Genomic DNA, 15974 nt, shown 5'->3' with positions numbered 1-15974 from the left:
GAGAGAAAGCCCTGAAATCAAAACTAGGACTAGAAGGGGAACCACGATCGAGAGTGACGTTCCCAGGAGTGGACCAAACGTCACCTCAGCATCCGCCAGTATCTCTCGAACGATATGCCGGCCGATGAAGTAGAACAGAATACCGAATCCAATCCCGAGTGCAATGAAGATCGGCAAGATGCGACGTTTCATATCCGAGGATCCAACGCATCACTATAGAACCCTGTGGCCACTCGCCAATTAGATGTCAACAAACCGTGCCAGATGATCTCTCACTCGAGTGAATGAAGGTGCCTGGCGTATTTGCAGGCTATACTGTAGTTTATATACGGTCACGCGGCCAGTACCAGCGATGGACTTCGAGACCACACCGGAAGAGGACTGGGTGACGATCGTTGCCCTTGAGGCGCTCGCGAACAGCGACGAAGTCAACGAGACGATTGCCCGGCGAGCGCACTGGCTTGCGGTCGGGATGGGTGAAGCATACGGGCTCGGGCCTGGCGAAGCGGTGGCAAAACTCCAACGTTTCACAGCCACTGACTCTGCTTGAGTTACAGGCTAGTGTACCGCCATCAGTGACTATAACCGAACATTCCGGAATACTAATCAGTGAGTGTATTGATGCATCGTTTATGGCTGTTTCCGATCACATCCCGTTAGCAGAAGCAGGAAATACAAAACGCAATATCCTGGTAGGACTTCTGTATTTCATCTTATTGCCGCTTGTCGTTATCGTTCTGCCATTCTATTTACTGTTCGCGATCGGAACGAACCGTAATGGGTTAGATGATTCAATCCAGAATTCCTCCCTCGGATCCATCCCTGGAATTGGAGCCGGAGGGTGGACCTCGGCAGTCATCGTTTTTCTCATCGTATTTGTCGCGATAGGGGCGATAGGTGCGATTGGGCCAGACACAGATACTGGCGATGGTGTTGAACCAGAGGTGAATGGCGACAGCAACGACCCTGGTTCTGAAAACACAGATGATCAGGACAGCAGCTCCAGTAACGATGGATCTGATGAAGGTGATGAGAGCGAAAGTGATGATGGCTCCAATGGCGATCCAGAGGATAGTGATGGTGATGGAGCCGAAGATGACGGTGAAAGCGACTCTGCAGATGGGGGCGATTCCTCAGATGGTGGTGATAATGACGATAGTTCGGACGACGGAAGCAGCTCCGGTGACGGCGACAGTGGTTCCGAAGAGCCCCAGCTTACGACCCTCGAATCGATTAGCGAGACGGGCGATTATCACGACTCCAATGCACAGACCCTCTCGGGTAGCGGTCAGACAGTTACGGACACGATTACCCTCGGAGGCGCGTTTACGGCGTTTGATTACGAACACGATGGCGGCTCGAACTTCCAGGTCGAGATCATAAACGAAGAAACCGGCGAGACCGAGGAGTATCTCGTCAATGAAATCGGCGCAGTCGACGGTGTCACGGGGGTTGGTCTTCCGGATGGATCGTACAGGCTCGATGTAAATGCAGACGGCGACTGGGAGATTACGGTCGCACAACCGTTCCCGGAGGATAGCGAGATACACTCACTTCCGGCTGAGGCCAGTGGCGAGGGTAACGACGTTGTTGGGCCTATCGAACTTGAGGGCAATACTGTTGTCTCCGGCAAGCACAGTGGTGAGTCCAATTTCATCGTTGAGGTTGTAGACGAGGACGCAACCAGCTTCCTTGATGGTGAAATCATCTTCAACGAAATCGGCGAGTTTGAAGGTGAGACCCACGTAAGCTATGAAGGAGTCGTCTGGGTTGTCGTTGAAGCGGATGGCAATTGGGAACTCGAATTCGACTAATAATGTTGAGGTAACGGCCGAATTTCAATATACGGTTCCTTGTCGTCCGAAACCACAGCGAAACTCGAGCAAGTCGAATTCACTTCCAGACCCAGAGCGAGAAGATGTCGTCCTCGTCTATTTCTGGTTTCGGTTTCGGCTTTAGTTCTGGTTCGTCGACGATCTCAGGATCAGGGTCCGGTTCGTCACCCCGGCCGCCGCGAACGCCACGGTCGTCGACGTCGTCGCTGTTCGTGAGCAGTGCATCGATAATCGTCTGCAACGTCTTGAGTAATTTCGTGAACATTGGATTCTACGGAGTCACTCCTTTCGGAGCAGTTTAAGCGCCACCTCGTACGTTTTCGGGACCGGATTAGCTCGAGTCGCTGACCATCCCGCGAGGACGTACTCGTCCTCGACGTCGGCGAGGGCGTGCCCAGTCGGCGTGACGAGATCGGCCGTCAGCTCCTCGCCCGGGAGTGTGTCGACGACGACATTCGGCCCGTCTGGCACCGATCGGACGGTCGTCGCCTCTACCCGCGACCCGATCGCTTCGATTAGACCGAGTCTGAATGTTAATGCTACACATTATCATTGTAGATTTATTATAATTGAGTCGTGATAACACACCATATGGATCCGGATCCATTTGGGCGGGCCATCCGTGACCATTATCTTGGCGAACGGGAGGAGCCACTCATCGACCGGGATGGTGATGAAACACGTGAACACGCAATTGAACACTGGTACTTCGGCGAATACGAGCCCGACGAGTGGTTTGACCCGCTGATTGACGGACCGTTTCTCGATATGGGTGCTGGCGTCGGTCGTGATACGTTGTATTTCCAAGAGCAGTTCGAAACCGTCGCTATCGAAGTCAGTGAGCACCTCATAAAAACGATGCACGGTCGTGGTGTGAAAGACGCCCGCTACGCGGACATGTTCTCACTCCGTGACTATTTCGAACGGGATCGGTTTCGGACAGCCCTTTCAAACGGCACCCAACTGGGACTTGCCGGGTCGATGGCGGGCGTCCGGCAGTTCCTCAATGACCTCGCATACGTTACCACGCCTGACGCGACTGCGATCCTTGACAACTACGCACCTGAGAAAGCGATAACACGAGACGTCTTCGCCTACCGGGAAGATCCGGTGCCCGGTCTCGCATACCGTGTCTTCCATTGTGAGTATGAGGGGGAGGTGGGCCGGACACTCTTGTTCAGATTGTTTAGTGTGGACCGCCTTCGGGAGGCTACCATCGGAACTCCGTGGGAGATATCTGAGTTCAGCTATGGACACCCGGAGCACGAAGGCGATTCGAATCAGTGGGTCGCAGTCCTCACGAAAGCCTCCCCCGCAAAAGTGGCGTAAGAGCGGTTTTTGACTCTCAGGTCTTCGTGTCGCCCAGTGTCTTTTTGACGCGACGGTCAGTTCGCATGTGTGTGTATCGGTTGGTTCTCCCCGAATGTGATGAAATAAATGAACTGACCGTGCTGCATCCATCCTCTGTATTCAGCGTGTCATGCCTATCAATCTTTAAGGGTTTCAACAGAGTCTCTCCGCCCGAAGACCGTTTCAACACTGTCTGTTACAAGCCATCCGGTTCGTCCATCGGTCGACCGCCATCAGTCATCGCATACTGCTCCATCGTCGTCTCCAGCACCTCCCGCCGCTGACGGGATTTTCGTTCCTCGCTCCGCTGGTCATAGTGCTTTTCCAGGACGGGTACCGACACGTCGACCCGGTCGCTCAAAAGCTCCTTGGGGACGCCCGCGTCAAGCTGATTCATGATAGCCCATTTCCGGAGCGGATGCGTGCTGAATGAGGATGGACAGTGCATGGCCTTCGCGGGAGCGACCGCTTCGCAGTCGTCAATTTGGCGATCGTGGGGGCAGTCAGGGTCGTATCCGCAAGGTCGAGTAAGCTTGTAGAAATCCCGGCGAACAGTCGTCGTAGAGACGCGCCCCTGTTGCGTCGTGAACAGCGGCTCCCGGTCGAACTCGTCGGTCACGTCGTGCCGATTATGACCGACATAGTCCCCCAGTATCGCTAGCAGGTGCGGCGAGACGTTGATGATTCGCTCGCCGTCTGATCCGTTTTTTAGCGGCGTGCCGTACACATCTGGATGTTCCGGGCGATGGCGGAGATGGATGACCCTCTCGTCCGATCGAACATCCTCGAGATCGATCGCTCGAAGAGCACCGAGTCGAATCCCGACTTCAGCAACGAGTTCGAACTGCGTGTGGCACCGGGATGCGTACTCAAAGCGTCCATAGTAAGTCCGGATAGCCTCTACCTGCTGATCTTCGGGTACGTCCGTTTTGACCTCCTCGTCCGGTGGAACGTTCGGAAGCGGGACCCGCTCAGCTAGGTCTTCCTCTACGGCCTCGATCGTCTCACAGAAACGGAGGAACCGTCGCAGGACGCCAAGCGTCCCATTGAGGGTGATCGTATTGATGTCGGTTTCGGTTTTGCGCCAGGTTTTGAACGCGACGAGGTCACGTCCACCGAGTTCATTAATATTGGTGAGCCCGGTCTCCTCGGCCCACGCTTGGAAAATCTCGAGCGCGTAACGGTGTGTGCGTCGAGTCGCTTCCCGGAGTTCATCATGCCGGTGCTCTTGGTACCACTCGATGGCATCTTCGGGCGAAATCGGCTCCAAATTGTCGTTACTCATTGGTTTCCCGTTTCTGTTTTCGACCGTGCTGTCGAGTTTTGCTTAGACTGTGCATCGTGCCGTTTTGCTCATCGGTAACGAAACCGGTTCTATATGGCATCACGTGAACTACTCAATGAATTGGACTTACAAATATAATGGTGAGAGGTTGGTAGTTGGTGAAACCACCCGACTATTATTTTGAAAAGCTCAGGGTGTTGCTAGAATTAGTCTCTTTTGTATAGTTTAACCACCAATTCCGGTTTTGTTCTGGAACCGAATCACCAATTCTCCATTTAGGATTTCTATACTGCGCGAACTAAGCTGAGCGATTTGGCTTAACTGGGGTGCAGGGCCGCCATTTCCACAATGCCTTCGATTTATTTCCGGCTCAAGCCATCTTTGGATAGCCCCCAATCCCGCCTTTGAGTCTGGTGATTTTCGGTTGGAGTCGAGTTACCATTGTAAGCACATCGTTGGCGTTCAGCTCTCAAGAGGTGGTATCCAATCCTCGGTTGGCCGACCGTGGCAACCCGGCATTCAGACGATAGGCTATTGTGACATCCCATTCATTGGGAAACGCGACACGAGCGATATTGGTGACTGCGACAAGTCGGCTGTTGTTGATCACGACACACGCGAAATTAGTGGCCTGCGGATTGCGAAACCAGCCCATCCGAAGACTAGTGACATTGGCAATCCGGGGACTGGCGGTTCCAGCGATACGGAACTATATGGTCACTCGGTCCGGGACAAAAGTATGGAGCGATCCTTGGAACTCCGGATCAAAGGTCATCTCTACGAGATAGAGAGCGTCAACAACGAGATTATTGAAAACAGACAGGGCTTCCCGGCGTCGGAGGAAGGATATCGAAAGACGTTGGAAAGCGTTGCGGACTGTGGCGGTGCCGAAATGGTAGACAAAGTTGCAGACAAGATCAAAGAGCGTATCCGGGCTGAAGGAAAGCGCCCAAAGAATCGGTTCGTTCGTCGAAATGCGCGAATACTCCTGGTCGAAGAGGGGATCCTCCCAGATAAATACCTCAACAAAGCCTAAAATGACGCTGATTCCATCACCATCGAACCGGAATTGATAGCGATCAATGGAATCGCTGAATCTATCGGTCAATTCTTCCCGCTGTTGACAATCAGGGCACGCTGAATATGTGCCAGATGTGGACGTGACTAACGAATATTTCCTTTCATTAAGCTATCTCAGCAATCTTGGAGTTATTCGTCCAGTATTATAATGGATACTGTACAACGAAAGGGGATCGGTGACCGCTCGAGCCAGTGGATACGCGCCTCCCATTCAGACGAACACCTAGTGTGGTTGAAAGAAGAAATTGGATCTGGAGTGGAGCGAGCGGCATACTTTCAGACGAACCCCTTGTGGGGTGGAAGCTCTACAGGATTGCCGACGCAGATCAAGAGGCCGAATAATAAGCCAATTCCTGTCGCCAAACTTAATACTCCGTGTGGATCGTCGATAGATTGATAAACTCCGGCATAAACCACTTTATCGGAATCCCAGAGGGAGGCCGGAAGCGTGTGGAATTCGATTGGGTTCGGCAAATCGATCCTCCATCCTAAGCCCGCCAAAATTCCGAATTGGTCGGTACAGGGGCTCTCGAGTGTGTAAACGGACCCATAGAAATCGTTCGCAATTGGAGTGGGTTGGGGCAGATTTGAACTGCCGACTTCCTCCGTGTGAAGGAGGTATCATAACCGGACTAGATCACCAACCCTCAACCGAGGGTATCCGCGGGCGAAACTTAAGCGTTCCTTTCACGGCCGGTCCCGATCAGTACGTCGGCGTCTCCTCACCCTCGCCGTCGCGCTGATTGACCACTCGAGCCAGCGTAAACAACCCGTCTGACAGCCGATTCAGGTACTGCACCGCGTTCTCGTTGACGGCCTCTGGCTCGGCGTCCGCCAGCGCGACCGCTCGTCGTTCGGCGCGTCGACAGACCGCTCGAGCGTGGTGTAACCTGGCTCCCGACTCCCCGCCGGAGGGGAGGATGAACGAGCGAAGGGGCTCGAGGTCCTCGTCGTGGTCGTCGATCCACGTTTCGACTCGCTCGACGTGCTCCGCGGTGATTACCGGGTCGTCCCCGCCTGGATCGGGATTCGCGAAATCGGCCTGAACGACGTGAAGATGATTCTGGACCGTCCGCAACTGCTCGTCGACGTCCGCGTGTCCCGTCGGCCGGATCGTCCCCAGGAGCGCATTGAGTTCGTCGACCGTCCCATACGCTTCGATCCGCGGATCCGTCTTCGACACGCGCGTCATGTCTCGCAGATCCGTACCGCCGTCGTCGCCGCGTCCGGTGTAAATCGGCATCGTACGCGAGCAAACGGCCGGGTACGTCTTAGTTTCCCCGCCGAACGATGCCTCGAGGTGCGGTTCGGCCGTTTGACGAGCGTATCGCGAGCGGTCACCGGGTTCCACACCATCGCCGACGAATTCCTCGCCGGGAACTCGAGTCCGCGGGATGCAGGAAACGAGAGTCACGCACCCGATTCCATATACCACTATATCGTTCATGCCGGGATCGAGAGTGAATCGTACATCGGCGAATCAGTACGTTAAACTCGTTCGAGACGCAATCGACGCGCATGACGATGGAACTCGAGGCCGAGTGTCCCGACTGCGGTGAACAGACGTTCTACCGGGCGGCAAGTACAGCCATGCATCTCGGCGAGAAGGTGAAGTGGCACTGCCCGAACTGCTCGTACGGGTTCGTTCAGATCAACGGCATCGACTCGAGTGCGGTGTAACCAGCGTACGAAACGTAATTTTCGCGAGGGGTACCCGACATCTCCGTTTCAGCGATTTTTCAGCGCCGAATCGAGTACACTGAACGAGCGTGAGAAACGCCATTGTCATTTTTAGACGGCGAACGATTCGGCGACGTCAGAGCACGTCTCGCGTTCGTCAGAGTGCTCGACGATCCTGATGGCGTAGACTCACTCGAATCGCCAGCTTCACAAAATGGACTGTGCCCACTCGACTGCGACCGCGGCATCTCCTGGGGTTATGAATAATCTGACTCGAGATTCGGCCACGAAATCATCGAGGAACGACTGAACGTCCAGTTCATGGCCTGAATCAGCGTCCTGCAAACGAATGCGAAGCAGGAATCGTCTGCACGCGTTAGCTCCCAACCCGTATATATAAACTACATTTTGCAATATACATTCCTGCCTTGATTACCGATCGACGGTCGTTCCCCACTGGCTCCAGGCGAAGACGAGCACGAGTACGAGGCCGAGGACCAGAAACAGGGACCAGTGGACGAACGGCGAGTTTCCGAGCCACCCGGGAAGCTCGATGAGACCGGTCGCCTGCATCGCCCCGAACGCGATCAGGCTGATCCCGACGATCGAAATGAGGCCGATAGCGATCGTTTCCTTGATCATCCAGTAGCTCTCTCGAGCCTCCTGCTCGCTATCGGTGACCGGCTCGTCGATCGCGTCCGCGTCGGGTTCGTTACCCAGGAGTCGGGCGTCCTCGTTGATCTCCTCCTGGTCCGTGCCAGGGGTGTCCGACCCAGAGTCATGGGTGTCCGACCCGGAATTATCGGTGTCGCTCACGAGAGACTAGTTGCTTCCAAAACCGGTAGCCGTTGTACTTGCACTTACAAGCGTTCGAGGCCTATAGCCCGCTCAGCGGACGTGTACGTACTCGACACGGGGAGAAGCGTCTCACCGGGTGGATCGATTTCTGTGGGGCGCGAGCCCCGTTCCGACCGACCTGTCGTCGAAGACGGCAATACTAGCCACTCTGCGCAGGGTAATGCCTCGAGCCACGCTGTATCATCGTATGAGCGACGACCGAGACCGATCGTTCGCCACGAATTCCGTCCACGCTGGACAGGAACCAGACCCCGCGACGGGTGCGCGAGCCCCGCCGCTGTACCAGACGACGTCGTACGTCTTCGACGACGCCGACGACGCCGCCTCGCAGTTCGCCCTTGAGGAGCCTGGATACATCTACTCGCGGTTGATGAATCCGACCCTCGAGACGCTCCAGGAGCGACTGGCTGCCCTCGAGGGCGGGGTCGGCGCCGCGGTGACGAGTTCGGGGATGGCCGCGTTCGACCTCACGACGTTCCTCCTCGCCAGTGCCGGGGACAACATCGTGAGCGCCTCCTCGCTGTACGGCGGGACCTACACCTACCTGACCCACTCCGTCGAGCGCCGCGGGATCACGACGCGGTTCGTCGACACGCTCGACTACGACGCCTACGCGGACGCGATCGACGAAGAGACGGCCTTCGTCCACCTCGAGACGATCGGTAACCCGGCGCTCGACACCCCCGACATCGAGCGCATCGCGGAAATCGCCCACGACAACGGTGCCCCGCTGGTGGTCGACAACACATTCGCCACCCCGGCGCTCTGTCGCCCGCTCGAGCACGGTGCGGACATCGTCTGGAATTCGACGACGAAGTGGCTCCACGGGTCGGGGACGACCGTCGGTGGCGTCGTCGTCGACGGCGGGTCGTTCCCGTGGGCCGACTATCCCGAGAAGTACCCCGAACTCGCGGCGGACAATCCGGCCTACCACGGCGTCAACTTCGCGGAGACCTTCGGCGAGGCGGCGTTCACCTACGCGGCCATCGCTCGCGGCCTGCGCGACCTGGGGAACCAGCAGTCGCCCTTCGACGCCTGGCAGACGATCCAGGGCCTCGAGACCCTGCCCCTCCGGATGGAACGCCACTGCGAGAACGCGCTGGCGGTCGCGGAATTCCTCGAAGACCACGAGGCCGTCTCCTGGGTGAACTACCCTGGCCTCGAGTCACACGAGACCCACGAGAACGCGAACCGCTACCTCGAGGGCGGCTACGGCGGCATGATCACATTCGGTCTCGAGGCGGGCTACGAGGCCGCCAGGGAGACCGTCGAGTCGACCGAACTGGCGAGCCTGCTCGCCAACGTCGGCGACGCGAAGACGCTGATCATCCACCCCGCGAGTACGACCCACCAGCAGTTGAGCGCCGAGGAGAAGGAGGCCTCGGGCGTCACCGACGACCTCGTCCGGCTCTCGGTCGGCATCGAGGACCCCGGCAACATCATCGCGGACCTCGAGGCAGCCATCGAGGCGGCGACCTCGAGTTAAGCCGCTCGCAACTGTTCGGACTGACGCACCTTTTTAGGGCGACGCTGCATCGTAACCCGCATGAGCGACGTCCAGGTGCTGGCAGTCTGTGGCAGCCTCCGCGAGGAGAGCTACACGCGAATCACCCTCGAACGGGCGCTCGAGGCGTCGGCAGAGGCGGGCGCAGAGACGGGGTTAGTCGATCTTCGAAACTACGACCTCCCCCTGTACGACGCCGACGTCGACCGCGAGGACGCAGGAGATGCAGAGACAGTTGCCGCGCGTATTCGAGACGCGGACACCGTGCTCCTCGGCTCGCCGATGTACCACGGTTCGTACTCCTCGCCCCTCAAGACGGCCCTCGACTACTGCGGGTTCGATGAGTTCGAGGACAAGACCGTAGGGCTGGTGGGGGTCGCCGGCGGCTCCTTTCCCGTGACGACGCTCGAGCACCTGCGATCCGTCTGTCGAGCGCTCAACGCGTGGGTGTTGCCCCACCAGGTCGCCGTGCCGCGCGCCCACAGCGCGATTCAGGACGGATCGTTCGTGGACGACTCGCTCGAGGAGCGCGTCGCGACCCTCGGCGTTCGTGCCGTGCAGTACGCGACCATCGAACCCGACCCGGGAACGTTCGAGGGCGACCAGAACGTCGGCGCCTGACCACGGATTGGAACTCCAGGCGATCAGGGCTCGAGCGCGAGCTGAAACCGCCGCTGGTGGGCGAGAAACGCGAACGCGCCGAAGACGAGAAAGCCCAGCTGGTAGGCCTCGATGCGGAAGACAACGGTGGTCGCCCCGAACGCGAGTGGCTCCGTGAGGACCGTCCAGTTCGTCAACCAGGCCGACGCGAGCAGGGTCGTTGCGCCGGCCGCGATGAGTGCTCCCGAGAGCAGTGACGTGACTCGACAGCGTCGCGATTCGGGGAGCTGGAACACGCGACGCTCGAGGTGGATCTGGACGGCCACGATTCCGACCAGGAGAGGGCCGGCGACGAGGAGTCCCTCGGGGTTCCCGATTCGTTCGGCGACGAGCAGCCAGGCGGGCCAGGCGGCAACGAAGAGAAGTGCGACCCCGATCCGGCGCGGCGTGAGCAGGGCGTACATCGAGGTCGTCGTCGCGCCGAACACGCCCGTCCGGAGCAACGCCCCACAGAAGAGGATGCCCAGTCCGGCGAGTGCGGTCGATGGCGTTCGCGATTCGACGACGATCAGGGTGAACCAGAGCCCGACAGCGGCGGTGTCGAGCGTCGCCGCACTCCCCGCCGCCGTGACGCCGACGAGTCGGCGGCGAGTGTGGCGGCTGAAGCGTCCGGGCTGGCGGATGACGCTCATACCGGCGACACGGACCGGACCGGTTTCGTTATGGGATACGTTCTGCGAGCCGGCGCGATCGAACGCCGGATGAACGGAATTGGAAACCGATTTAACCTCGGCTTTCCCCGCTTTCATCCGATGCACGCGATCACGAAGAGTGGCTGGATCGAAGTCGTCACGGGGAGTATGTTCTCCGGAAAGACCGAGGAACTGCTTCGACGGCTCCGCCGGGCCGAGATCGCGGGCCAGGAGGTCGCCGTGTTCACGCCGGCCCTCGACGACCGCTACGGCGAGGACTACGTCGGTTCACACGACGGGCGACGCTGGGAGGCGACCGCCATCGATCCGGACAGCGACCTCGAGCCCGTCTTCGACGGCCTCAACGGCGAGCAGGTCGTCGCCTTCGACGAAGCCAACTTCTTCACGGAGACGCTCGTCGATGTCTGCGAACACCTGGCCGACGACGGTCGGCGCGTCATCGTCAGCGGGACGGACCAGACGTTTCGCGGCGAACCGTTTCACCCGCTTCCGCAACTGATCGCCTGCGCCGAGTACGTCGAAAAGTTCCGGGCGATCTGTGCCTGCTGCGGTGAGCCGGCGACCCGCAATCAACGACTCGTTAACGGTGAGCCAGCCCACGTGGACGATCCGACGATCCTCGTCGGCGCGGACGAGTCCTACGAGGCACGCTGTCGACATTGCCATACCCTCCGGCGAGACTGAGCGAGGAATCGAGACCCATGAGACCGACGAATCGAAACCGACGAGACTAACGAACCGAGGCCGATGACCCAGCGGATCGAGACATGACTCAGTGGATCGAGGACCCCCACGGCGGACGCGAGCGCGGCCCAAGAGGTCTCGCTCGCGCGTGGGTCGAGGTGTTGGTCCGGCCCCGGAACTTCTTCCGGGTAGGGGTCGCACCAGGAGACCAGGCCCCCGGCCTGCTCTTCGCGATGACAGTGGTGCTGATCGCCGCGACCTCCCACTATCTACTGGTTCCCGAAAACTTCCCGTCGATTCCCGTCTCGCCCGTCCTCGAGGGGCTGTTCTGGATTAGCCTGCTCGTGTTGTTCGTCGCCCCATTCGGGTTGCACATGGTCTCGGCCGTCCAGACGCTCTTGCTCCTGGTAGTCGTCGACGACCGCGCTGGCATCAGCCAGACCGTGCAGGTGATCGCGTACGCGACGGCGCCGTGTCTCGTCGCCGGGCTTCCCGCACCCGCGATCAGGCTCGCAGTCTGTGCGTACGGCACCGTCCTCCTGTGGATCGGCCTCCAGGTCGTCCACCGAACCTCGTTCGTCCGAGCTGTCGTCGCCGGCGCGATTCCCGCAGCGCTCGTCTTCGGGTACGGGTTCGGTGGGTTCGGGGCGCTCGAGGCCCTCGGTATTTCGACCCCGTTTTGAAGGGTGCGTCTCGCGAATGGTTGCTCGATAAAGGAGTTGCGGGCTCGAGCCCGTCGAGGACGTCCAGCGCGAGCATTTCGCGTCAGTCAGTTCAGTAGGGACGTCCTACCACTCGCCTGAGTGGCGGCCCAAATTGAAACATTGCACAGAACTATTTATCGGGGTGTGGATGGTCGAACTATGCCAGACAAAGAGACGCCCCTCTCGGAGCGCGTCGTCAAAGAAGCGATCGGCGTCGGCATGGACTCGCCATTGCGAGACCCGATCCTTGAGGCAGTCGATGAAGCCGAAGGAGGCAGTTCGTCGTCGAAGCGGATGGTTCCGGCGGCGGGACTCTTGCTCGGCGCCGGTGCGGCCATCGGCTACCTGTTCGGGCGCTCGGAACTCCCTGATTCGGAGTTGGGAGACGAGGTGAAAGAGGAACTTTCCGACATCGACATCCCGGCCGCCGAGATGGACTCGGAGACGGAGGCGGACGAATCGGAAGCCGCGGAACCGTCCGGAGGCCGTGGCTGGCTCTCGAAACTCGTGGTACTCGGCGTGACCGTCGTCGCGGCACTGGCCTGGCGGCGTCGCCGGGCCGCAGAAGACGAGTGGGAACCGATTGAGGAGTTCGAACCAGCCACGGACGCGGTGTCGATGGATGCCTCGGAGGAAGGCGAAGACGAGGAGGGAGAAGACGAAGAAGCGGCGGAAGCCACAGCTGAAGGCGAATCTGAAGACGAAGACGAAGAGTAATCGAACCACGGCGACCACCGTCGCCTTCTCGAGTCGGTTCTGAACTGCCGGTACGTAATCCTGGAGTGGCAACTGTCCACAGACGGATACCGGGCAGCGGGGACGTTCCCCCTCTACCTCTCTCACTTCAAAAGGTATAGTGTGCTCGGACCTCGCGCTGCTGGAACTCGAGTCACGACGTAACGTCGATCCGTGCACCGATGGAACTCGAGTCACGGCCCGTCACGGTCTCGAGTCGAACTCGCCGTTCCGACCTCACCGTTCCGGTCCTCTGTGTTTCACCCCGTAGCCGACGGAGGGAGACCTCTTACCCCGCCGACGCGGGTGAGAAGACCTAAGGGGGCGACGGAGACACAGACACACGATGGAGACGACCCACCGCGTCGTGACCGGCGACGCCCGCGACCTCGCTGCCGTCGCGGACGAGTCGGTCGACCTCGTCGTGACGTCGCCGCCCTATCCGATGATCGAGATGTGGGACGACCTCTTCGCCGAACTCGACCCGGCCGTCGGTGACGCCCTCGATCGAGGGGACGGTCGCGAGGCGTTCGAGGCGATGCACGTCCAGCTGGATCAGGTGTGGGACGAACTCGAGCGCGTACTCGTCGACGGCGGCATCGCCTGTATCAACGTCGGGGACGCGACGCGGACGCTCGACGACAGCTTCCGGGTCTACTCGAACCACGCCCGCGTGCTCGAGGCGTTCGAGGCCCGCGGGTTCGATCCCCTCCCCGATATCCTCTGGCGCAAGCCCGCCAACAGCGCCGCGAAGTTCATGGGTAGCGGGATGATTCCGCCGAACGCCTACGTTACCCTCGAGCACGAGTACATTCTCGTCTTTCGGAAGGGGGACTCCCGGCGGTCGTTCCCGCCAGGCGACGACGACCGCTACGAGGCGGCCTACTTCTGGGAGGAGCGAAACCGCTGGTTCACGGACCTCTGGTCGGACGTGACCGGCGAACTGCAGACACTCGACTCGTCGGACGAGGACCTGCGCGAGCGCTCGGCGGCGTACCCCCTCGAGATTCCCTACCGGCTGTGCTGCATGTACTCGACGTACGGCGACACCGTCCTCGACCCCTTCTGGGGCACGGGGACGACCTCCCTGGCGGCGATGTGTGCCGGCCGTCACTCGATCGGCTACGAACTCGAGGCGGCGTTCGTCTCGGCGTTCGATGATCGCGTGCGGGAGGTCCAGGATCGTTCCCGGTCGATCGGTGAGCGCCGACTCGAGCGTCACCGGGCGTTCGTCGACCGGGAGCGCCAGCGAACGGCGGGGCCGAGTCTCGACTACGAGGCCGACCACTACGAGACGCCCGTCGTCACGCGAATGGAGTCGGGGATTCGACTCTACGAGGTGGTCGACGTCCAGCTTTCCGATGGGAGCGATGCGGGTACTTGCGACGACGCTGATAACGTAGGGTATCGACTGACCCACGCGCCGCTCGAGTGACGAGAACCGATGGGTAGCCGGTGTGGTCGTACGCGAAACGAGGGGTAGCCGATCCGGTTCCGGTTGCATGCAGGGTCGACTCGACCTGCGTGCGATCACGTTCCACCTACGCGCGCTCCAACTACGCCCGCAGCCTGGCGACCGTCTCCCCCTCGCTTTCGTCTAGCTCGACGAGTCCGTCGTCGGCCAGATCCGACAGCAGTCCCTCGAGCCACTCGCGTCCGTGCTCGCCATCGGAGGTGTAGTCGACGCGGATCCGCGGCCCAAGCGTGTCGAGGGTCAGTTCGTCGTACTCCCGGAGCGTGCGGACGATGCGCCCGCGGAACTGTCGACGGCTGCCTTCGAAGGCCGACTGCGTCGGCACGTCGGGTGCCGAGAAGTCGCCCGTCGCGTAGGCGCTGCAGTACTCGCGCCAGGGACAGCCAGCCTCGTCGCACCTGGGCCGCTGGGTGCAGGCAACTGCGCCGAGTTCCATGATCGCGTTGTTCCAGACGCGCGAGCGACCCTCGGGCATGAGCCGATTGGCCGCCGTCTCGAACGCCGTGTCGTCGTCAGGCACGTCGAACGCCCGATAACAGACGCGCTTGACGTTCGTGTCGACGACGGCGTCGCCGGCGTTGAACGCGAAACTCGCGACGGCGTTGGCTGTGTACGGGCCGACACCCATCAGTTCCTGGAGGCCGTCGGGCGTCTCCGGGAAGGCGCCGTCGAACTCGTCTTCGATCTGGGTCGCCGCCTCGTGGAGGTACTTCGCCCGATTGTTGTAGCCGAGGCTGTGACTCGACCAGAAGCCGACGACGTCCGAGCGGTCAGCCGCCGCGAGCGCTTCCGTCGTCGGCCACCGCTCGAGGAACGCGTCCCAGGCGTCGACGACGCGATCCAGCTGGGTCTGCTGGCTCATCACCTCGCTCACGAGAATCTCGTACGGATCGTCGGTCTCGCGCCAGGGGTACTCCCGGTGATCGGCCTCGTACCACGCGATCAGTCCCTCCTGGACGTCCTCGAGGTCGTCTCCAGTCGGGAGGGCGGTCGACTCGAGCGACCCTGCTTCGCCGTCGGTCGATCCGGCGTCCTCGCTCATTGTCGTGGATTGTGAATCGACGACCTTACGGCTAGCGATTCCTGCGTTTGCAGCGAGCGCGAAAGGTCTATGAATCGTCCTCGAGTTGGGAATGCCATGAGCCTCGACGCGCTGACCGACGAGATCGAAGCGACTTACGCCGACCTGGGCGAGGAGTGCACCGTGGCCCTCGACCGCGAGACCCGGAACGAGTTGGCATTGCTGGCGACGGCACTCGAGCCCGAATCGACCGACGAACTCCTCCGCCGGGCGGTTCACATGCTCTTCCAGACGACGGTCGACACGGGCAAACTCGACTTCCAGCTTCGCTCGGGGTACGACGTAACCTACGACGAGTACCTCTCGGGGATGACCTACGACGAGATGACGGGCGCGAACAACTACCCGCAACTGGACGACGAACGCCGTTACCAGTTCTGACCGTCTGATC

Annotated in this window: 19 protein-coding genes and 1 tRNA gene; 12 read left to right on the top strand and 8 right to left on the bottom strand. The window is 60.1% G+C overall.

Translation table 11 applies throughout. The features are described 5' to 3' along the window. The first annotated feature begins 352 nt into the window (after nt 1-352). Together ACFQS4_RS11030 and ACFQS4_RS11025 are read left to right on the top strand one after the other, a co-directional pair. Nucleotides 353-550, top strand: coding sequence for a hypothetical protein (locus ACFQS4_RS11030; RefSeq protein ID WP_497901557.1), 198 nt, complete (start codon nt 353-355; stop codon nt 548-550). Nucleotides 551-632: 82 nt separating this feature from the next. Next, the gene (locus ACFQS4_RS11025) at nt 633-1814 is read left to right on the top strand and encodes a hypothetical protein (protein WP_497901556.1); all 1182 of its coding nucleotides are present in this window, start codon (nt 633-635) and stop codon (nt 1812-1814) included. Nucleotides 1815-1893: 79 nt separating this feature from the next. Here the strand turns inward: ACFQS4_RS11025 and ACFQS4_RS11020 are convergent, their stop codons facing one another. Together ACFQS4_RS11020 and ACFQS4_RS11015 are read right to left on the bottom strand one after the other, a co-directional pair. Beyond that, entirely contained in the window at nt 1894-2100 is a 207-nt protein-coding gene (locus ACFQS4_RS11020) for a hypothetical protein (protein WP_497901555.1), read from the bottom strand. A gap of 14 nt (nt 2101-2114) precedes the next feature. Beyond that, entirely contained in the window at nt 2115-2306 is a 192-nt protein-coding gene (locus ACFQS4_RS11015) for a hypothetical protein (protein WP_497901554.1), read from the bottom strand. Nucleotides 2307-2426: 120 nt separating this feature from the next. Here ACFQS4_RS11015 and ACFQS4_RS11010 point away from each other — a divergent pair, with 120 nt between their 5' ends. Beyond that, nucleotides 2427-3164, top strand: a complete 738-nt coding sequence (locus tag ACFQS4_RS11010) for a class I SAM-dependent methyltransferase (protein ID WP_497901553.1) — start codon at nt 2427-2429, stop codon at nt 3162-3164. A gap of 217 nt (nt 3165-3381) precedes the next feature. Here the strand turns inward: ACFQS4_RS11010 and ACFQS4_RS11005 are convergent, their stop codons facing one another. After that, the gene (locus ACFQS4_RS11005; RefSeq protein WP_497901552.1) at nt 3382-4470 is read right to left on the bottom strand and encodes a tyrosine-type recombinase/integrase; all 1089 of its coding nucleotides are present in this window, start codon (nt 4468-4470) and stop codon (nt 3382-3384) included. A 739-nt stretch (nt 4471-5209) separates the two neighbouring features. Between ACFQS4_RS11005 and ACFQS4_RS11000 the strand changes: the two genes are divergently transcribed. After that, complete coding sequence (locus ACFQS4_RS11000) at nt 5210-5506, top strand: hypothetical protein (RefSeq protein ID WP_497901551.1); 297 nt, start codon at nt 5210-5212, stop codon at nt 5504-5506. 616 nt (nt 5507-6122) lie between these two features. Here the strand turns inward: ACFQS4_RS11000 and ACFQS4_RS10995 are convergent. After that, a tRNA-Val gene (locus ACFQS4_RS10995) sits at nt 6123-6197 on the bottom strand. A gap of 56 nt (nt 6198-6253) precedes the next feature. Next, nucleotides 6254-6793, bottom strand: coding sequence for a cob(I)yrinic acid a,c-diamide adenosyltransferase (locus ACFQS4_RS10990; RefSeq protein WP_497903185.1), 540 nt, complete (start codon nt 6791-6793; stop codon nt 6254-6256). A gap of 275 nt (nt 6794-7068) precedes the next feature. Between ACFQS4_RS10990 and ACFQS4_RS10985 the strand changes: the two genes are divergently transcribed. Next, nucleotides 7069-7230: a DUF7838 family putative zinc beta-ribbon protein gene (locus tag ACFQS4_RS10985; protein WP_497901550.1), complete on the top strand. Its 162-nt coding sequence runs from the start codon at nt 7069-7071 to the stop codon at nt 7228-7230. 432 nt (nt 7231-7662) lie between these two features. Here the strand turns inward: ACFQS4_RS10985 and ACFQS4_RS10980 are convergent, their stop codons facing one another. Beyond that, a complete protein-coding gene (locus tag ACFQS4_RS10980) occupies nt 7663-8046 on the bottom strand; it encodes a hypothetical protein (RefSeq protein WP_497901549.1) in 384 nt (127 codons plus the stop codon). Nucleotides 8047-8275: 229 nt separating this feature from the next. Here ACFQS4_RS10980 and ACFQS4_RS10975 point away from each other — a divergent pair, with 229 nt between their 5' ends. Further along, nucleotides 8276-9574 (top strand): O-acetylhomoserine aminocarboxypropyltransferase/cysteine synthase family protein, encoded by a 1299-nt coding sequence (locus ACFQS4_RS10975; RefSeq protein ID WP_497901548.1) that lies wholly within the window; start codon nt 8276-8278, stop codon nt 9572-9574. A gap of 60 nt (nt 9575-9634) precedes the next feature. Beyond that, the gene (locus ACFQS4_RS10970; RefSeq protein WP_497901547.1) at nt 9635-10213 is read left to right on the top strand and encodes an NADPH-dependent FMN reductase; all 579 of its coding nucleotides are present in this window, start codon (nt 9635-9637) and stop codon (nt 10211-10213) included. Between the two features lie 23 nt (nt 10214-10236). On the opposite strand, the gene ACFQS4_RS10965 is transcribed toward ACFQS4_RS10970, so the two are convergent. Beyond that, a complete protein-coding gene (locus ACFQS4_RS10965; RefSeq protein WP_497901546.1) occupies nt 10237-10884 on the bottom strand; it encodes a hypothetical protein in 648 nt (215 codons plus the stop codon). 120 nt (nt 10885-11004) lie between these two features. On the opposite strand from ACFQS4_RS10965, the gene ACFQS4_RS10960 reads away from it, so the two are divergent. From ACFQS4_RS10960 to ACFQS4_RS10945, 4 genes are all read left to right on the top strand, one after another. After that, nucleotides 11005-11589, top strand: coding sequence for a thymidine kinase (locus tag ACFQS4_RS10960; RefSeq protein WP_497903184.1), 585 nt, complete (start codon nt 11005-11007; stop codon nt 11587-11589). Between the two features lie 83 nt (nt 11590-11672). Continuing rightward, the gene (locus ACFQS4_RS10955) at nt 11673-12272 is read left to right on the top strand and encodes a YIP1 family protein (protein WP_497901545.1); all 600 of its coding nucleotides are present in this window, start codon (nt 11673-11675) and stop codon (nt 12270-12272) included. Between the two features lie 180 nt (nt 12273-12452). Then, the gene (locus ACFQS4_RS10950; RefSeq protein WP_497901544.1) at nt 12453-13010 is read left to right on the top strand and encodes a hypothetical protein; all 558 of its coding nucleotides are present in this window, start codon (nt 12453-12455) and stop codon (nt 13008-13010) included. A 364-nt stretch (nt 13011-13374) separates the two neighbouring features. Then, nucleotides 13375-14463 carry a DNA-methyltransferase gene (locus ACFQS4_RS10945; protein ID WP_497901543.1) on the top strand — a complete coding sequence of 363 codons (1089 nt, stop codon included), beginning with the start codon at nt 13375-13377 and terminating at the stop codon, nt 14461-14463. 121 nt (nt 14464-14584) lie between these two features. Here the strand turns inward: ACFQS4_RS10945 and ACFQS4_RS10940 are convergent, their stop codons facing one another. Further along, a complete protein-coding gene (locus tag ACFQS4_RS10940) occupies nt 14585-15544 on the bottom strand; it encodes an HhH-GPD family protein (protein ID WP_497901542.1) in 960 nt (319 codons plus the stop codon). 96 nt (nt 15545-15640) lie between these two features. Between ACFQS4_RS10940 and ACFQS4_RS10935 the strand changes: the two genes are divergently transcribed. Then, nucleotides 15641-15964 carry a ribbon-helix-helix protein gene (locus ACFQS4_RS10935; protein ID WP_254156331.1) on the top strand — a complete coding sequence of 108 codons (324 nt, stop codon included), beginning with the start codon at nt 15641-15643 and terminating at the stop codon, nt 15962-15964. The last annotated feature ends 10 nt before the right edge of the window (nt 15965-15974 follow it).

Origin of the sequence: Saliphagus sp. GCM10025317 (assembly GCF_042663665.1) — an archaeon.
Taxonomy (GTDB): Archaea; Halobacteriota; Halobacteria; order Halobacteriales; family Natrialbaceae; genus Natronosalvus.
This window is presented reverse-complemented; position numbering and strand designations above follow the sequence as displayed.

What these genes read in the sequence shown, in the direction of transcription:
- ACFQS4_RS11030 (WP_497901557.1), top strand. Translation starts at nt 353, where the DNA reads ATGGACTTCGAGACCACACCGGAAGAGGACTGGGTGACGATCGTTGCC.
- ACFQS4_RS11025 (WP_497901556.1), top strand. Translation starts at nt 633, where the DNA reads ATGGCTGTTTCCGATCACATCCCGTTAGCAGAAGCAGGAAATACAAAA.
- ACFQS4_RS11020 (WP_497901555.1), bottom strand. Translation starts at nt 2,100, where the DNA reads ATGTTCACGAAATTACTCAAGACGTTGCAGACGATTATCGATGCACTG.
- ACFQS4_RS11010 (WP_497901553.1), top strand. Translation starts at nt 2,427, where the DNA reads ATGGATCCGGATCCATTTGGGCGGGCCATCCGTGACCATTATCTTGGC.
- ACFQS4_RS11005 (WP_497901552.1), bottom strand. Translation starts at nt 4,470, where the DNA reads ATGAGTAACGACAATTTGGAGCCGATTTCGCCCGAAGATGCCATCGAG.
- ACFQS4_RS11000 (WP_497901551.1), top strand. Translation starts at nt 5,210, where the DNA reads ATGGAGCGATCCTTGGAACTCCGGATCAAAGGTCATCTCTACGAGATA.
- ACFQS4_RS10990 (WP_497903185.1), bottom strand. Translation starts at nt 6,793, where the DNA reads ATGCCGATTTACACCGGACGCGGCGACGACGGCGGTACGGATCTGCGA.
- ACFQS4_RS10985 (WP_497901550.1), top strand. Translation starts at nt 7,069, where the DNA reads ATGACGATGGAACTCGAGGCCGAGTGTCCCGACTGCGGTGAACAGACG.
- ACFQS4_RS10975 (WP_497901548.1), top strand. Translation starts at nt 8,276, where the DNA reads ATGAGCGACGACCGAGACCGATCGTTCGCCACGAATTCCGTCCACGCT.
- ACFQS4_RS10970 (WP_497901547.1), top strand. Translation starts at nt 9,635, where the DNA reads ATGAGCGACGTCCAGGTGCTGGCAGTCTGTGGCAGCCTCCGCGAGGAG.
- ACFQS4_RS10965 (WP_497901546.1), bottom strand. Translation starts at nt 10,884, where the DNA reads ATGAGCGTCATCCGCCAGCCCGGACGCTTCAGCCGCCACACTCGCCGC.
- ACFQS4_RS10960 (WP_497903184.1), top strand. Translation starts at nt 11,005, where the DNA reads ATGCACGCGATCACGAAGAGTGGCTGGATCGAAGTCGTCACGGGGAGT.
- ACFQS4_RS10955 (WP_497901545.1), top strand. Translation starts at nt 11,673, where the DNA reads ATGACTCAGTGGATCGAGGACCCCCACGGCGGACGCGAGCGCGGCCCA.
- ACFQS4_RS10950 (WP_497901544.1), top strand. Translation starts at nt 12,453, where the DNA reads ATGCCAGACAAAGAGACGCCCCTCTCGGAGCGCGTCGTCAAAGAAGCG.
- ACFQS4_RS10945 (WP_497901543.1), top strand. Translation starts at nt 13,375, where the DNA reads ATGGAGACGACCCACCGCGTCGTGACCGGCGACGCCCGCGACCTCGCT.
- ACFQS4_RS10940 (WP_497901542.1), bottom strand. Translation starts at nt 15,544, where the DNA reads ATGAGCGAGGACGCCGGATCGACCGACGGCGAAGCAGGGTCGCTCGAG.
- ACFQS4_RS10935 (WP_254156331.1), top strand. Translation starts at nt 15,641, where the DNA reads ATGAGCCTCGACGCGCTGACCGACGAGATCGAAGCGACTTACGCCGAC.